The 14593-nt window shown below is 47.3% G+C and carries 15 protein-coding genes; 6 read left to right on the forward strand and 9 right to left on the reverse strand.

Annotated elements, in window-relative coordinates; translation table 11 throughout:
• Positions 1-282: 282 nt before the first annotated feature.
• From ACOJUN_RS09840 to ACOJUN_RS09850, 3 genes are all read right to left on the reverse strand, one after another.
• Positions 283-1263, reverse strand: coding sequence for a hypothetical protein (locus ACOJUN_RS09840; protein WP_422136453.1), 981 nt, complete (start codon positions 1261-1263; stop codon positions 283-285).
• Positions 1264-1619: 356 nt separating this feature from the next.
• Positions 1620-2789: a hypothetical protein gene (locus ACOJUN_RS09845; RefSeq protein ID WP_422136454.1), complete on the reverse strand. Its 1170-nt coding sequence runs from the start codon at positions 2787-2789 to the stop codon at positions 1620-1622.
• Positions 2790-3021: 232 nt separating this feature from the next.
• Positions 3022-3618, reverse strand: coding sequence for an arylesterase (locus ACOJUN_RS09850; RefSeq protein ID WP_422136455.1), 597 nt, complete (start codon positions 3616-3618; stop codon positions 3022-3024).
• A gap of 139 nt (positions 3619-3757) precedes the next feature.
• On the opposite strand from ACOJUN_RS09850, the gene ACOJUN_RS09855 reads away from it, so the two are divergent.
• The 4 genes from ACOJUN_RS09855 (at position 3758) to ACOJUN_RS09870 (ending at position 10233) form a co-directional block, all read left to right on the forward strand.
• The gene (locus tag ACOJUN_RS09855; protein ID WP_422136456.1) at positions 3758-4501 is read left to right on the forward strand and encodes an ABC transporter ATP-binding protein; all 744 of its coding nucleotides are present in this window, start codon (positions 3758-3760) and stop codon (positions 4499-4501) included.
• The gene (locus tag ACOJUN_RS09860) at positions 4498-6984 is read left to right on the forward strand and encodes an ABC transporter permease (protein WP_422136457.1); all 2487 of its coding nucleotides are present in this window, start codon (positions 4498-4500) and stop codon (positions 6982-6984) included. The genes ACOJUN_RS09855 and ACOJUN_RS09860 overlap by 4 nt, the downstream gene beginning before the upstream one ends.
• Positions 6985-7470: 486 nt before the next feature.
• Positions 7471-7815, forward strand: a complete 345-nt coding sequence (locus ACOJUN_RS09865; protein WP_422136458.1) for a hypothetical protein — start codon at positions 7471-7473, stop codon at positions 7813-7815.
• A gap of 321 nt (positions 7816-8136) precedes the next feature.
• Positions 8137-10233, forward strand: a complete 2097-nt coding sequence (locus ACOJUN_RS09870; RefSeq protein ID WP_422136459.1) for a neutral/alkaline non-lysosomal ceramidase N-terminal domain-containing protein — start codon at positions 8137-8139, stop codon at positions 10231-10233.
• Positions 10234-10258: 25 nt separating this feature from the next.
• On the opposite strand, the gene fliO is transcribed toward ACOJUN_RS09870, so the two are convergent.
• On the reverse strand, positions 10259-10723 hold the full coding sequence (gene fliO / locus ACOJUN_RS09875; protein ID WP_422136460.1) for a flagellar biosynthetic protein FliO: 465 nt from the start codon (positions 10721-10723) through the stop codon (positions 10259-10261).
• On the reverse strand, positions 10720-10881 hold the full coding sequence (locus ACOJUN_RS09880; RefSeq protein ID WP_422136461.1) for a hypothetical protein: 162 nt from the start codon (positions 10879-10881) through the stop codon (positions 10720-10722). Before ACOJUN_RS09880 ends, fliO begins: the two co-directional genes overlap by 4 nt.
• 175 nt (positions 10882-11056) lie before the next feature.
• Between ACOJUN_RS09880 and ACOJUN_RS09885 the strand changes: the two genes are divergently transcribed.
• Positions 11057-11368, forward strand: coding sequence for a hypothetical protein (locus ACOJUN_RS09885; RefSeq protein WP_422136462.1), 312 nt, complete (start codon positions 11057-11059; stop codon positions 11366-11368).
• A 138-nt stretch (positions 11369-11506) separates the two neighbouring features.
• A complete protein-coding gene (locus ACOJUN_RS09890; protein ID WP_422136463.1) occupies positions 11507-12175 on the forward strand; it encodes an N-acetylmuramoyl-L-alanine amidase in 669 nt (222 codons plus the stop codon).
• 172 nt (positions 12176-12347) lie between these two features.
• On the opposite strand, the gene ACOJUN_RS09895 is transcribed toward ACOJUN_RS09890, so the two are convergent.
• The 4 genes from ACOJUN_RS09895 to ACOJUN_RS09910 all read right to left on the reverse strand — a co-directional run bounded on the left by ACOJUN_RS09895 (position 12348) and on the right by ACOJUN_RS09910 (position 14394).
• Positions 12348-12575 carry a DUF6364 family protein gene (locus tag ACOJUN_RS09895; RefSeq protein ID WP_422136464.1) on the reverse strand — a complete coding sequence of 76 codons (228 nt, stop codon included), beginning with the start codon at positions 12573-12575 and terminating at the stop codon, positions 12348-12350.
• Complete coding sequence (locus ACOJUN_RS09900) at positions 12568-13389, reverse strand: DUF3037 domain-containing protein (protein WP_422136465.1); 822 nt, start codon at positions 13387-13389, stop codon at positions 12568-12570. Before ACOJUN_RS09900 ends, ACOJUN_RS09895 begins: the two co-directional genes overlap by 8 nt.
• 125 nt (positions 13390-13514) lie before the next feature.
• Positions 13515-13697: a HipA family kinase gene (locus tag ACOJUN_RS09905; protein ID WP_422136466.1), complete on the reverse strand. Its 183-nt coding sequence runs from the start codon at positions 13695-13697 to the stop codon at positions 13515-13517.
• A 346-nt stretch (positions 13698-14043) separates the two neighbouring features.
• Entirely contained in the window at positions 14044-14394 is a 351-nt protein-coding gene (locus ACOJUN_RS09910; RefSeq protein WP_422136467.1) for a hypothetical protein, read from the reverse strand.
• Positions 14395-14593: the final 199 nt, after the last annotated feature.

Genomic DNA, 14593 nt, shown 5'->3' on the forward strand with positions numbered 1-14593 from the left:
ATTTTGCACTGCCAGCCAAAAAGTCTCCTCCAATATGAAATGAGCTTGGAGGTGAACCCGATTTCCAATTTGAAAAAGCAGGAAACTTCCGCAGAAACCATTACCGGCGAACGGCGAAAAAAAAATTGCTTTGAAGACTCTGTAACTGACCAGAGGTTGCGCGTCAGTCTGGCAGACGGTTTAATCGCTGTCAGCGTAGAGAAGAGTCAGCAGAACAAACGTCTTCTGACTCCTAAGTGTCTGATGATTGCCGTTATTGTCTTATTCCGACGTCAAAAGGCTTTACTTGGTGGTAAATCCGCTAACGGGAAGATTAGGATTAATCGAATTCTCGATGTTGGGGATTGATGATAGAGGATCTTCGTTAACCTGAATATTGATTTGAGGGCTCTGAAAAAAGTGTAAAGATAAATCAGCATTTTGCTCGTTTTGACCCGCTATCTCTATTGTGGCTACGAGTACGTTCATTAAATTTTGTTGATTAACAAGCAGTGGCTGCTGGGTTCCGATTAACAGGTGCATATCCGCAGACTCTGTATCAACGTTCATAGCAGGGTCGGGAATAATAGCGCCAAGCATCAACCAGGTAGGTATGACTGCGGCAGCCTGATTGCCCTCATCTGCTGCCACGTTTTGAGTAATAATCAGCTGTATCATATTTCCTTCCTGAATAGCCTGAAAAACAGAACTGAGATCCATCATCAGTTGGTCGTTCTGAAACTCAGTACTAAGCAAGAGAGTCATTCCCATAGCTGACAGGTCAGGCCATTGAGGTGGTTCTATTTTCATGACGCTCTCACGAGTCAAAGCTCTTGCCTTTTCATGGATTGGTCTCTTTTCTGTCTCTGCAGCTCCTGCACCAAGCGCTGCCTGATGCAGCTTTTGCATCATCCCTGTTTGCTCTTCCTCACCCCGACGCTTCATTTGCTTTTCACATTGATAGATAAAATATGCCAGGGACTTATGCCAGTGTCGATGATCCCACTGCTCCTTTCTCTTATGACCGTGATGCTCATCCTCGAAACTCATGTCCAGTTGATCCACCTTCATGTTTCTGGCAATCTTGTCCATAATCATAGCGAGCAACTTGGCAAGAGCCTTAGTATATGCTTTGCCATCTTTCCGCTCAAAAGCGTCCATAGTCTTATCAGTGACTTGAACTCGAGCCATCAACACGTCTTCATTTTCATCTTTCGCTAACAAGATCCTGAAGGGTAACGGATCTAAACATGAGGGGGCAGGTATCTCATCGTTCGTTGTCATGGTGGCGCTCTTTTTAGCTGCGGAGCGTTTCAAACGTTTATTAGTGTGGGATGACCGACTGAGGGCTGGATAAGTAAGTTTTCCGGAATCACAGGTTTGGCAAAACATTTGCCCATCCTTACCGGGCTCGCTCTCTTCGCCACAATTTTTACAGGGGTTAGCCGACACTTGTATGCTAAATAACAAAATAAATGAAAGAAGCCATCTCAATTGATGAATAAAATAATGATGCACATCTAAATCCTTCCTTAATAAAGAAACGAATGTGAGCATAGACTAAAATTTTGAACTGCCAGCCCGAAAATTTGTTCAAATAAAGTTGAGTCCCGTCCGACCCGATGATGTGAGGGACTCTTCTAAAGGCCTTGCTTGGTGGCAAATCCGCTAACGGGAAGATTAGGATTAATCGAATTCTCGATATTGGGGATTGATGATAGAGGATCTTCGTTATCTTGAATATTCATTTGAAGGCTCTGAAAAAAGTGTAAAGATAAATCAGCATTTTGCTCGTTTTGACCCACTATCTCTATTGTAGCTATGAGTACGTTCATTAAATTTTGTTGATTAACATGCAGTGGCTGCTGGGTTCCGATTAACAGGTGCATGTCCGCAGACTCTGTATCACCGTTCATAGCAGGGTCGGGAATAATAGCACCAAGCATCAACCAGGTAGGTATGCCTGCGGCAGCCTGATTACCCCCATCTGCTGCCACCGTTAGAGTAATAATCAGCTGTATCATATTTCCTTCCTGAATAGCCTGAAAAACAGAAGTAAGATCCATCATCAGTTGCTCGTTCTGAAATTCAGTACTGAGCAGGAGAGTCATTCCCATACCTGACAGGTCAGGCCATTCAGGTGGTTCTATTTTCGTGGCGCTCTCACGAGTCAAAGCTCTTGCCTTTTCATGGATTGGCCTCTTTTCTGTTTCTGCAGCTCCTGCACCAAGCGCTGCCTGATGCAGTTTTTGCATCATCCCCGTTTGCTCTTCCTTAAACCGCCCCCTTATTTGCTTATGAAATTGACGGATGAAAAATACCAGACAATCATGCCGGTGTTGATAATCCAGCCCCTCCTTTTTCTTACGATTGTGATGCTCTTCCTGGAAAGTCATTTCCAGTTCATTCAGATTCATTTTCCCGGCAATCTTTGTCATATACCGAGCAAGCAATTTGGAAAGTGTTGTATATGCATTGTCATCTTTGTGATCAAAAGCATCGAAAGTCTCGTCGCTGAGTTGAATCCGGGCATTCAACACATCTTCATTTTCATCATTCACCAACAAAATCCTGAAGGGTGATGACGGGGGCGCAGGTATCTCATCGGTCGTTGGCTCAATGGCGTTCTTTATAGCAGCCGAGCCCTGCAAAGCTTCATTAGCGGGGGATGACGGACTGGGAGGAGGAGCAGTAAGTTTTCCGGAGTCACAGGTTTGGCACAACATTTGCCCTTCCTTACCGGGCTCGCTCTCTTTGCCGCAATTTTTACAGGGTGCAGCCAGCACTTGCAGGCTAAATAACAAAACCAATGAAAGAAGCCATCTCGATTGATGAATAAAATAACGACACACGTCTGAATCCGTCTTTAATAAAAAAACGAATGTGAGCATAGACTAAAAATTTGAACTGTCAGCCCGTAAATTTGTTCAAATAAAGTTAAGTCCCGCCCAACCCGGTGATATGAAGAGCTCGTCCAGGATCGGAGTTTGCCGGCGTCAGCTTTTTCCCAGGCCTGCTGGCAGAAGATCGGGCGATTTAATTTTACTCCAGGAGTGGCTGGAGACTAGTCCAGACATTTTCGAGCAGTTTTGGCTGTGCTTCGGCAGTTGGGTGAATTCCATCGGGCTGATTCAAGTCACTATTACCCGCTACTCCTGCCAGAAAGAAAGGCACAACAGTCAGGTTATAGGTTTTGCCCAGTTCCTGAAAAATATTTGTAAATTTACGGGTATAGAGCGGACCATAATTGGGAGGGATCTGCATCTCAAAAAGGACGGTTCTGACTTTCTTGGCCTGAGCCATTTTAATCATTTTTTCAAGATTCTGTTTCGTACTCTTTAGAGAAGTACCCCGCAGTCCGTCGTTTGCCCCTAATTCCAATAGCACGAGGTCAGGCTTATATTTATCCAGTGTCGTTTTTATCCGACTCAAGCCTCCTGCTGTTGTCTCACCACTGATACTGACATTGACCACTTTCCAGTCGGGGTTGGTTTGTTGCATTTTTTGCTGTAATAAATAAACCCAGCCTTGATTAATTTCAATACCGTAAGCCGCACTGAGACTGTCGCCATAAACCAGCAGTGTTTTCTCAGTGGCAGCGGATGCGCTCCAGCTCAGTGCAAAACATCCGATAAGCAACCATGAACGTATTAAAAGGCACAAGCGAAGAAAACTATGTTGTGTCATCTTCGAATATGAACGCGGGCAACGAAAACTATTTTTCACGGAACACAACCGCCCAATAACAATTAATTTAAACATCGGCAAACAACTGCGTATGACCATTAGCACAGAATCCTCCATTGCCGTTTCGGCACAATCCCTGAGTAAAACAGTGACAGCCCAGAGTGGTTCGCTCACCATCTTGTCCGGACTCGATCTCAAGATCAAGTCCGGAGAGTCTGTCGCCATCATCGGGACTTCAGGGTCCGGAAAATCCACTCTGTTGGGCATTCTTGCCGGTCTTGATCGGCCTACTGAAGGCGAGGTGGCTCTGGCTGGTAACCGGATTGATCATCTCGATGAAGACGGCAGAGCCCGGGTCAGGGCCGATCATACCGGTTTTGTTTTTCAGTCTTTCCATCTTCTGCCTAATCTGACGGCTCTGGAAAACGTCATGTTACCCCTGGAACTGGCAGGAAAAGAGAACGCAGAGGCAGATGCCAGAACGTTACTCGACAGGGTGGGTTTATCTGAAAGGCTGAGCCACTACCCAAAACAGCTATCCGGCGGAGAGCAGCAGCGGGTTGCCATTGCCAGAGCTTTTGCCGGGCAGCCGGAGATATTGTTTGCTGACGAACCGACGGGCAACTTGGATGAGAAAACCGGGGAAAGCATTATCGACTTGCTCTTCGAGGTGAACCGTGAGAACAAAACGACACTGGTTCTGGTGACTCACGATTTGCAGTTGGCCCACCGCTGTCAACGAGTTTTAAAGTTGACCCGGGGGCATCTGGAAGAAGAGATAGCCAAAGCGAAGGCTGAAGAAAAGCAAGTTGAACATCCCGGAGCACTGAAATGAGTCAAAGTCTTTTGCTTTCGTGGCGTTTTCTGCTGAGGGACTGGCGATCCGGTGAACTCTGGCTGTTGATGTTATCCCTTCTGATGGCCGTGAGCGTCAGCACCTCTATTGCGATTTTCAGTGACAGGCTTCAGCTTTCATTGGGTCGACAGGTAGCCGAAGTGATGGGTGCGGATCTGGTCATCAGCAGTTCCAAAAAGCTGTCTGAACAGGTCAGTCAGGCCATAGAGAACGAACCTGTTGAACAAGCCACTGTTCTGGAATTTCCGTCGGTGGTTATGGCTGGAGACCAGATGCAGCTGGTGTCAGCAAAAGCAGTCACCCTTAATTATCCTCTGCGTGGACACATGCGAACGGCTGATCAGCCTTTTGTAGCGGATGAAGTGACTGAGGATACGCCCGGAGAAGGAGAAGTCTGGTTGGAACCCAGACTGTTTCCACTATTGGAAGTGGAAGTGGGCGACACCCTTCTGCTAGGGGAAGCAGAGTTCAAAGTCGCGCGAGCGATCACTCTGGAAACCGATCGTGGCAGTGGCTTTTACAGTCTGTCACCCCGTCTGATGTTTAACATCAACGATCTGGATGCGACTGGAATTATCCAGCCGGGAAGTCGGGTTCACTGGAAAACATTGATTGCAGGTGAAGCAGAACAGCTGGCCATATTTAAAAGTAAGGTTGAGCCCCTTTTATCCGACAGCGAAAAACTGAATCTGGCAGAAGACGATCGTGAAGACCTGCGCGGTTCTGTCGTCCTGTTAAAGCAGTTTCTGGGACTGGGCAGTATTGCGGCCATGCTTCTGGCCGGTATTGCGGTTGCTATGTCCAGCCGTCGATTTGCTGAACGACGCTTTGATGGTATCGCAGTGATGCGGTGCATGGGCGCACAGCAGAATCAGCTTATGCAGATTTTTGTCGGAGAACTGCTCTGGATGGCTGTTCTGGTTTCAATACCCGGTGTCATCATTGGCTGGCTGTTACAGGCGGGGGTGGTCAAACTGCTGGCGAATGTTTTGCCCCCATGGCTCCCTGAGGCCGGTCCTGTGCCCATGATAGTGGGTGGTTTGACCGGCATTATTACACTGGTCGGATTTGGCCTGGCGCCATTACTGAGACTGAGGGACGTTACGCCACTGAGGGTACTCAGGCGTGAGCTGACACCAGCCGCCGCAAGCGTCTGGTCGGTGTATGGGTTGTCTCTGATTACCATGCTGATGCTGCTCTGGTATCACACAGGCCAGTTGTTGATGACAGTGGGAATGATTCTTGGAGTCAGCGCCGTCATATTACTCATCACGCTGGCGATCAAAGCCGGACTAACAAGCGTTCATCGTCGCTTGTCTGGGCAACCCGTACCCATGCCCTGGCGGCTTGGTCTGAAACGTCTGCTTCAGGAACAGGGACAAACGTCTGCCCAGTTAACAGCTTTCACCCTGACGTTCATGGCTATGGCTCTGGTGCTTTTGGTAAGAACGGATTTGCTGGAACGCTGGCAACAACAATTACCTGAGAAAACCCCCAACTACTTTGCGATCAATATTCAGCCAGCAGAAGTGAAATCCTTTCAGAACTTCTTGCAGAGCAATGATATAAACGGAACCACTCTCTATCCTATGGTTCGGGGTCGACTGATTGAAATCAATGGACTCTCGGCCAAAGAGGCTGTTTCAGAAGAGCAGAGGAATCATAACTCCCTGCATCGTGAGCTGAACATGACCTGGTCAGACCAGCCCTCATCTGAAGTCGAGGTAGTGGCAGGGGAGTGGTGGCAACCGGGTGATACCGGTGAGATTTCCATTGAGAGGTCTATTGTTGAGCATCTGGGGGTTGGGTTGGGTGATGAACTGACGTTTATGATTGCAGGTACTAAAGTGACTGCCAAAGTCACCAGTATCAGGGAAGTTCAGTGGGAGTCTTTCCAACCCAACTTTTACATGATTTTGCCAGAAGCCTCGCTGAAAGGTTTGCCAGCGACCTGGCTGAACAGTTTTTATCTGCCACAGCAGGATCGGCTGGTGTTGAATGAACTGGTTCGACAGTTTCCAACCATCAGTCTGCTGGATATGGACGCTGTTATCAGTCAGGTGCAGGTGATGCTTGAGCAATCCATTCTTGCGGTGGAAGCCATGCTTCTGGCGCTATTACTGGCGGGTTTACTGGTTCTGGCATCGGCCATAGAAGCCAGTCTTGATACCCGACTGCGTGAAGGGGCTCTGATTCGATCTCTGGGTGGCAGCAGAAAGCAACTTGTGATCATGCAGGTAGGCGAGTTTTTCATTCTGGGGGCATTCTCCGGCATGATGGCTGTGGTGGGCACAGAAATCTGTAGCGGGTGGTTGAATGTGCAGGTCTTTGAGCTATCTTGGCAGCCAGCTATCTGGCTCTGGTTTACGCTTCCCATTGTCAGTGCCTTGCTGATTGGCCTATCGGGCTGGCTTGGCATCAGACGTGTGCTAAGGCAGTCGCCTGGCGTTGTTCTCAAGTAGTTTTATGTTGCAAAACTTCAACAGCTCGTTCCCACGGCGAAGAGAGTTTCGCGACACCCTCAGAGCGTGAGAACGAGTTGTTAGAGTTTTGCTGTTAGAGTTTTGCGACACCCACTGGTTGGCAGGGAGTGATTCATTGATGAGCTGGTTGTTTTTTGATCAGTTCTTCAATGAAGCCAGATTCAGAGGAAGTTTCTCACTTATCCACAGTTCATTCAGGGGTTTGATCAGGGTTTTTGTGGAAAAGTGGATAACTTTTTTGAAGCAGTGGTTTTTCCGGTCATCTGTGCCTTCTGTTCAGATGCTGGAAAACGGGTCGATTTTCTCTATGGGCATTTATGATGTCCATGTTACAGTGATTTTACGGATCACTTTCTGAACGCTGTCGAAGTGATCTTCATCCGCAGTATTGCTCAAGCCTGAAGACAGCCGTAAGTCTTCTGATAACGAGTTCCGGGTGTTCTATATGGACTGAGGAGACACTCCATGACTGATCAGGAAGAAGCTTATCTATCCCTTTTGTGTCTGCGCAACAGCACTTTTCGGATTGCTCAGTTGTATTGGACCTATATCAAGCTTCGTTCCCTGACGGGGCAGGCTCCTCCCATTCTTATCATTATGCTGAGTGTCCTCTGGGAAAAGCAGCAGGGACTCCATAACAGACTGCTGGCGGCTTACCCGGAAGATATGGCCGTTGAAAAATGGCATGGACAGGATGAAATGAATGATCGATTGGGTGATATGAGCCGGGAGACCCAGGAAGATCTTCAGAGAATTTGCCAGACAGAAATGCAGATGCTGCAACTGGTCGGCATGATGATGAAGCAATAGCGATCCAGTGGAATTGATATTCTTCCCACCTTAAAGAGCGTTTCGCAAAGCTCCTGCAACTCGTTCCCGCCAGGCGTGGGAACGCATCCCCCCGAAAACCGGCCTCTAGAGTTTGAGATAGCGGATGGGTACCAGAGTTTTACCTGCAACCTGTGGATAACTTGTTGGATAACTGTGTCTTTGTTGTGGTTTTTTATGGTAGTTTTCCCCAATTGACTGTCCCATGGGCTTTGTCTGATCTGAGAGCTAGCTATACTCCGCTCTTCTGAACGGATAGGGAATTTTATGAACCGGTTTACTTTTTCTTCCGGCAGTCTTTTTTTGATACTTCTCTTTTTGGCAACCTGGGTCAATGCTTCCTATTGGGTCGGGGTCAGTAAAGCAGACATCACAGGCTCGGCAGTAGGCAGTGGCATGATGGGATATGCCGACAGCAGCCAGATAAGTGCTGGAATCAATGATCGGCAGTGGGCCAGAGCCTTTATAGTGAGTCAGGGAAGAGAGAGCCATCGTCTTGCTATTGTGGTCATTGATGCGGGAGCGGTTTTTGCCAGTGTTTATCAGGCGGTTCTAACTCGGTTGGAACAAGAGTTTGGTTCTCTTTATAACCGCCACAACGTCATCCTGTCAGCGACTCATACCCACAGTGCCGCAGCCGGTCAGTCTCACCATTTTCTATACAATATGCCCTATGGCGTATTCGATGACCGGGCTTTTGAAAAGATGGTGTCGGGCATTATCCAGGCCATCAGGATGGCCCATGAAGACCTTGCTCCTTCTGAGATCCGGATGAAAACGGGGTTATTGGACAATGCCAGCCGCAATCGGTCCCTGTCTGCCTATGAAAACAATGTAGATGCCAGCCGGCGAGGTTCTATTGACCGGTTTGTTCAGCAACTCAGGTTTGCCCGGGGCGGTAGGCCATTAGGTGCTATCACCTGGTTTGCAACCCATGCAGTCTCCTATCCCCGCAGTAATCTCCTGTTGAGCAGTGACAACAAAGGCTATGCCAGCTGGGCTTTTGAACGCTATGCAAAGTACAACTGGGGAGTGGATTCTTTCATTGCAGCCTTTCCACAAACCAATGCCGGGGACATGACACCTAACCTGAATCTTGATGGCACCGGGCCCGGCAAAACGCCCGAAGAAAATGTCAGGGAGATCGGTCAAAGACAGTTTAAAAAAGCCCTGGAACTTTTTAATGCCAGAGGCAACAGAGTTTATGGACCCATTGAGTCGGTGCATAACTGGGTGGACTTTTCCAACTACGAAGTCCGGCAAGAATATTCAGGGCAGCAGAAGCAAGTAACAACCTGCAATCCAGCTATGGGATACAGTTTTGCCGCAGGCACGGAAGATGGTCGGCCGCCCTATTTTGTGAGGTTGTTACTTGGGGCCTATGAAGGCCGCAAGAATGAGCAATGGTGGATCAGAATGGTAACCGATTTTCTGACCTCGCCGTCCGAACAAGAACTGATATGTCAGAAGCCCAAGCCGGTCATGCTGTCATTGGGAAGTCGGAAAAACTTTCACTATTTCAATGATGTGTTTCCCTCAGGCAATATGCACCGGGAAGTCATTAACCAGCCCTGGGTCCCCGAAGTCCTGCCCTTGATGCTGGCTCGGCTGGGCAATTTTCAGATTGCTGCCTTGCCTGTTGAGCCGACAGTTATGGCTGGAAGACGGCTTCGAAAAAGATTGTCAAAACTTTCAGGGATTCCTGACAGGCATATTGTCATCGCCGGGTATTCCAACGATTATGCCAGCTATTTGACCACAGCAGAGGAGTTCTACAAACAGCACTATGAGGGAGCATCCACCTTATTCGGTCCATGGGAGCTCAGTGCCATGATTCAGGCTTTTTCAAGTCTTTCCAGGCAATTGAGTAAAGAGGAGCAGCCTCCTTCGGATGAAGCAATGCCGTTGGATTTGAGTTATCTGTACGACGATGTTCGTATGGATAACATCCCGGAAAAAGAACATAGCCAATACGGAAGTATAATAACTGACAGTCAGGATAATATTCACTCAGGCCAGTCAGTGAAGCTTCAATATATTGCATCACACCCAAGATCAGGCATGGATCTCGATAGTTTTTTTTATGTGCAGAGGAAGAATGACTGCACAGGATCATGGGATACAGTTGCCACAGATGATGACTGGACTACCCGGTTCCAATGGCAGGCGGGAGTGGCTACCGTCGAGTGGATACCCGATATGTACGACAAAGAAGGTTTATATCGCATTGTCATTCGCGGTGAATATTACACGGTCATTCCCAGAGGGCGTTTACTGAAAAAACACTATGAGTCGATATCAGGGGAATTCTATTATTCTGCTCATGATCCTGACGCCCACTCGAGATCTTTACTCAATACTTTTTCAGGATTGGAAAGAGGTCGTTCCTGTGAAAGATAAAATGAGCAGGAAATAAGGTAGCGGCTTACTTTGAGTTTCCACCTTTTAGCAGGTTTTTGAACTGAACGGCAAAATCCTGCTGGTTTTGCCTGTTATCAGGCGGCAGGGGGGATTCATCAAACCTGTGAATCAAATTGACTTGCTGGTTGGTGACTCCCAGCAATATATCTTTTTCGCCTATACGAATCAGACAGACCCTGGCCTGGCTGGAAACCGGAACGCTTGAGACTACTTTTATTCCCTGGCCAACGGCGGGTGTGCCTATGTTCAATTTCTTTACGATCCAGGCCAGGGCAAATATCAGCACAATGACAAAAAACAGAGGCGCAATAACCTGAGTGAGACTCAGGTCGGCTGGCTTGTCTGTTGTTACTTCTGCAAAAGCAATCGCTGAAAAACCGGACAGTAAAAGCAGATTGAGCCCATAAGGATATTTTTTAAATCCTGAGAGCAAAGAAAGACTTTTCAGATAAAAAAACAGTTTTTTCACGCAGCCTCCTGCTCGCGCTTGAATGGTCCACGCACCTTCATTCCATTCTTATCATATTCACGGGAAAGCATGAAGCGAAAATTCCAGGAGAGAGCCTGCATAATCCAAAGCAGTACAGCTTTGTGTGCAGGCACATCATTGAAGGGTAATGCTGTCATGTCTACTGTATTAAGTCTTGTTGACCAATAATGTGCCGAAGATAAACAATAGTAGTAACTCAACGATATAAATGGGAGTGATCATCGTTCTGGATAATCCACATGACAGATGGCATTGGCATGACTGTCTACACTCAGGCTCAGGCTGGCATCGCTGATGGTAAAGAGGTTACCGATGAAAAAACCTGACATTACCAAAGGGAAACTCCGGGAGTCCATTTTTAATCTCGGGGAGGCTATCCGTAACCGGGACTGGACAACGCTGGAAGCTCTGGATACTGAAGCCCGTCAGGTAATTGAAGAAGCTCTGGAAAGTGGCTCAGCCCCCTCCGAAGAGGTGAAGGCGCTTCTCAAAGAGCTCCAAGCGCTCTACCGGGAAATGATATTGGCCTGCCAGCTGGAACGAGATCGTGTACAGGAACAGCTGGCGGTCAGCAAACGTCGTCAGGAAGCCATTGAGGGCTATCAGAAAAGTAACAAGAGATGAAGTTGATCGGTTCTGAATCCTGCAAACATTCATTTGAAAAACTGGCCATGGCTCAATTAAAATGCGCCCTTGATCTCAGAGCAGTGGGCTGGCTAGTCTATAAATTCAACGGACTCCAGGTTTTTTACAGGCAAATTAATGGTTCTAAGTTTCACTTCACATCCCAGCCCTAACTTTGATGACCGGGAAATTCCAGTAGAGTTTCTGATCTTGCATTATACGGCTGTGGATCTCCAGGGTACGCTGGACATCGTCTCGAGTAAGGGGTGTGAGGTTTCAGCTCACCTGGTAATTGATCTGGACGGTACCGTCTACGAGCTGGTCAGTTGCCTGAATGGTACGGCTCACAGAGCCTGGCATGCAGGCGTCAGCCGCTGGCAGGAAAAAGAAACATTCAACGATTTTGCCATTGGAATAGAGTTGGTTAACTTCAATGGGAATGTTTTCCCTTTCACCGATGCACAATATTCTGCTCTGAAAGATGTGATTCAACACTTGCAGAAGCACTACCCGAGTTTGAATGATCCACAACGGATTCTTGGCCATGAACAGATAGCCGGTTTCAGGGGAAAGGCTGATCCGGGTTGTTACTTTGATTGGGATCGTTTTTTTAGCGATAGCTATCCTGACCAACCCCGACCCGTACGCGAATCAGTTTGCCCGAAGGAGCTTCAGGCTTCGCTTAAAAGACTTCAGCCACTGGAACCTGACGATAGAGAGCAGCGAGTGCTCTTCTGGCAAAGTATTAACGAGTTAACAGAAACGTCGGTCAGACTGATTCAGAAGGAGGCCGGGTCTCGTTCATAAGTAAAGTCTTTGGCATTACGAGTGATAATAGCTTCTGCGCCAGCCTGAATTGCAGAAGCATGAAGCACACTGTCTTCGTAATCGCTAAAAGAGCTGGCTAAAAAGGGAGAGCGGTCAAGAAGTACGTTCAGGATAATATTGGTCTCGACCAGAATGTTTACAGATACTTATCCTAAAGGTATTTTTTGTGATCCTCCTCGTTTGATACTTCAGAATCCGCCATAACACCCCTGAGACTCTGTGTGAGAGGGGTGAGCTTTTTGGTGGCATCAGATTCCCCAAGGATTAGCGCATTAAAATAATCAGCTACCCGTTGAGACAGAGATTTACCCTGGTTGGCAGCATATTCTTCGGCTGGCTCAACAAGCTTGGCTTTCATCCATAAGGTAAGTTTATGCATAATGGTTTCTTGACGTACCTTTGGCAAATTTTTCTATTGCTGTCTCATTGCTGGCATCAGCAATATCACCAAAATCTTTTAACCTTTTCTGAACCATTGTCCAGGCTTTTTGAACATCGCCTTTATGCACGGGCTTTTCTACTGGAATCAGAATGTCTTCCGGCAGTTCATTAAGCTCTTGTAAAGTGCTCAGTTTGTCAATCCAGAGGTTTCCGTGCTCAATAATTTTTTCCGGCTCAGTACGGTCAAAATGCAGAGGCTGAATCGCTCTTAACCGATTCTCTTCCGTAATCTGCACTAACGGCATAGTAACAGGGTACAGAGTACCGATTTTTTCCTTCTTGAATTGATGGCGCAGATTTAAGCTGCGGACAAAGTGTCCCAGCCTGGTTTGCAATTCATGCTCATAATTGTTCTTCTGGGCAAAATCATGAAGCACAAAACGATCAAACAACTCATTGGCAATTGCCAGAGGCTTTTGAGTCATTTTGACCCGCTCTTTATTGAACCTGAGAATAGCTTCAAGAGGACGAACAATAAGTTCAAAGGCCTGCACTGCCGTCATCTGACCATTGCTGACCGATTCTTCCAGGTAAAGTAACTCTTCATGCAAGTGCTTGACTGAGTGAGTAAAAACCCTGGGGTCAAGGTGTTTGAAAAATTGGGTCAGCCGGGTGTACCTGGTCAGCTCCAACTGGAATGCAAAGTGATTTTGACCAGGCACTACCGCGACCACCCCGACATTGGCAAACTCGCCGGTCTCAGGGTAGGGCATGAACTGCACAATGGCATAACGGCAAGCGTATTTAGTCATCTCATGCTCCAGAATTGTTCGGTAGTATATTCGTCCAGTATGGCAAACAGGGCTTTGGAGTCTAGGTCAAACACCATGCTTTCCTCAAGATCCCGCCAAGGCCACTCATTTTGAGCCGTTTCAGCTCATTTATGAAAGTCAGTTAATGCGACCTCCATCCTTTCTTTACACTCAGCGATGGTTGCCAGATCACTGAAAATTCGGCCCTGTTCTGAATTAAAGACATGATATTTGAAAAAAGATTCCCTGGTGAAGTCAGGGTCAAATGCAAGATTGTGGTCAATAGGCAAGAGGATATAAGAAGCCACACTTCAAGATGATGGTGTACTTGCTGACAGGAAAGCTCGACTTCAGTGGAGTGAATGAAGCCTGCTTACCCACTTAAAATTCAAAAGAACCGGTTCTGGCTATCTTTTAATCGTATCTATCGGTGTTGAAAACCACTCTATCTAAGGTGGTTTTAGCTGCATGGCTTGGCAGGTTTGTCGTTCTCACTGAACAGGGTGGCGTGGTTGGCTTGCACAGTCGCTTTTTCGGACTCTCTACCCAGAATTTCTGTGAAGATTCTTGCTCTTCCTCTCCTTGCCTTTGTAAGGTGCTGGTAAACTCCGATAGCTGCATTAGCATCGTCGGTTTCCTTTTCCCCGTAGTTTCTTACGACAGGGGTAATGTTGGAGGTGTTTGCGAAACAACGGATTGAACCCGTTTCATTTTTTGGTTGATATGAGCTAACAGCAGTGCTGTAAGAATTGTTGCTTCCTTTTCGCCATATTCAGTATCACTGTCCACCAGATCCACTATGGCTTTATAAGTACGCAGATCGACTGGCTCGTCACTCTGACTGAACATGGCGGCGTAAGTGGCGTGCATAACCGCTTTATCAAACTCTACGCCCAGAATTCTGGTGTAGTTTCTGGCGTGCTTCTCGCACTCTTTGCCTTTCATGGTGTTGATGGCCTGAGCTAGTTTGAGGTCAGGGAGTTTGAGCAGGTCGCGGGTTTTCATGGTTGGTAAAGTACTTTTTATAAAGTAATTTAAGGCCGATGCGGGAGTTTATTCGATGGTTGAGGGAAAACCAAGGTGTACCAAAGAGATACTTGCTAAAAAGCATACGTCATTTCGAGATGCTGAAGAATTCTATGGAAATACTCCCTGTCCTACGCACGCAGTTTTTTTAAGTGCGCTGTCACCTTGCCTTTAACAA

The sequence above is a fragment of the Endozoicomonas sp. ALD040 genome (assembly GCF_049275945.1).
In the GTDB taxonomy this organism is placed as follows: domain Bacteria; phylum Pseudomonadota; class Gammaproteobacteria; order Pseudomonadales; family Endozoicomonadaceae; genus Endozoicomonas_A.

What these genes read in the sequence shown, in the direction of transcription:
- ACOJUN_RS09900 (WP_422136465.1), bottom strand. Translation starts at nt 13,389, where the DNA reads ATGACTAAATACGCTTGCCGTTATGCCATTGTGCAGTTCATGCCCTAC.
- ACOJUN_RS09890 (WP_422136463.1), top strand. Translation starts at nt 11,507, where the DNA reads ATGGTTCTAAGTTTCACTTCACATCCCAGCCCTAACTTTGATGACCGG.
- ACOJUN_RS09855 (WP_422136456.1), top strand. Translation starts at nt 3,758, where the DNA reads ATGACCATTAGCACAGAATCCTCCATTGCCGTTTCGGCACAATCCCTG.
- ACOJUN_RS09885 (WP_422136462.1), top strand. Translation starts at nt 11,057, where the DNA reads ATGAAAAAACCTGACATTACCAAAGGGAAACTCCGGGAGTCCATTTTT.
- ACOJUN_RS09865 (WP_422136458.1), top strand. Translation starts at nt 7,471, where the DNA reads ATGACTGATCAGGAAGAAGCTTATCTATCCCTTTTGTGTCTGCGCAAC.
- ACOJUN_RS09840 (WP_422136453.1), bottom strand. Translation starts at nt 1,263, where the DNA reads ATGACAACGAACGATGAGATACCTGCCCCCTCATGTTTAGATCCGTTA.
- ACOJUN_RS09860 (WP_422136457.1), top strand. Translation starts at nt 4,498, where the DNA reads ATGAGTCAAAGTCTTTTGCTTTCGTGGCGTTTTCTGCTGAGGGACTGG.
- ACOJUN_RS09895 (WP_422136464.1), bottom strand. Translation starts at nt 12,575, where the DNA reads ATGCATAAACTTACCTTATGGATGAAAGCCAAGCTTGTTGAGCCAGCC.
- ACOJUN_RS09910 (WP_422136467.1), bottom strand. Translation starts at nt 14,394, where the DNA reads ATGAAAACCCGCGACCTGCTCAAACTCCCTGACCTCAAACTAGCTCAG.
- ACOJUN_RS09880 (WP_422136461.1), bottom strand. Translation starts at nt 10,881, where the DNA reads ATGACAGCATTACCCTTCAATGATGTGCCTGCACACAAAGCTGTACTG.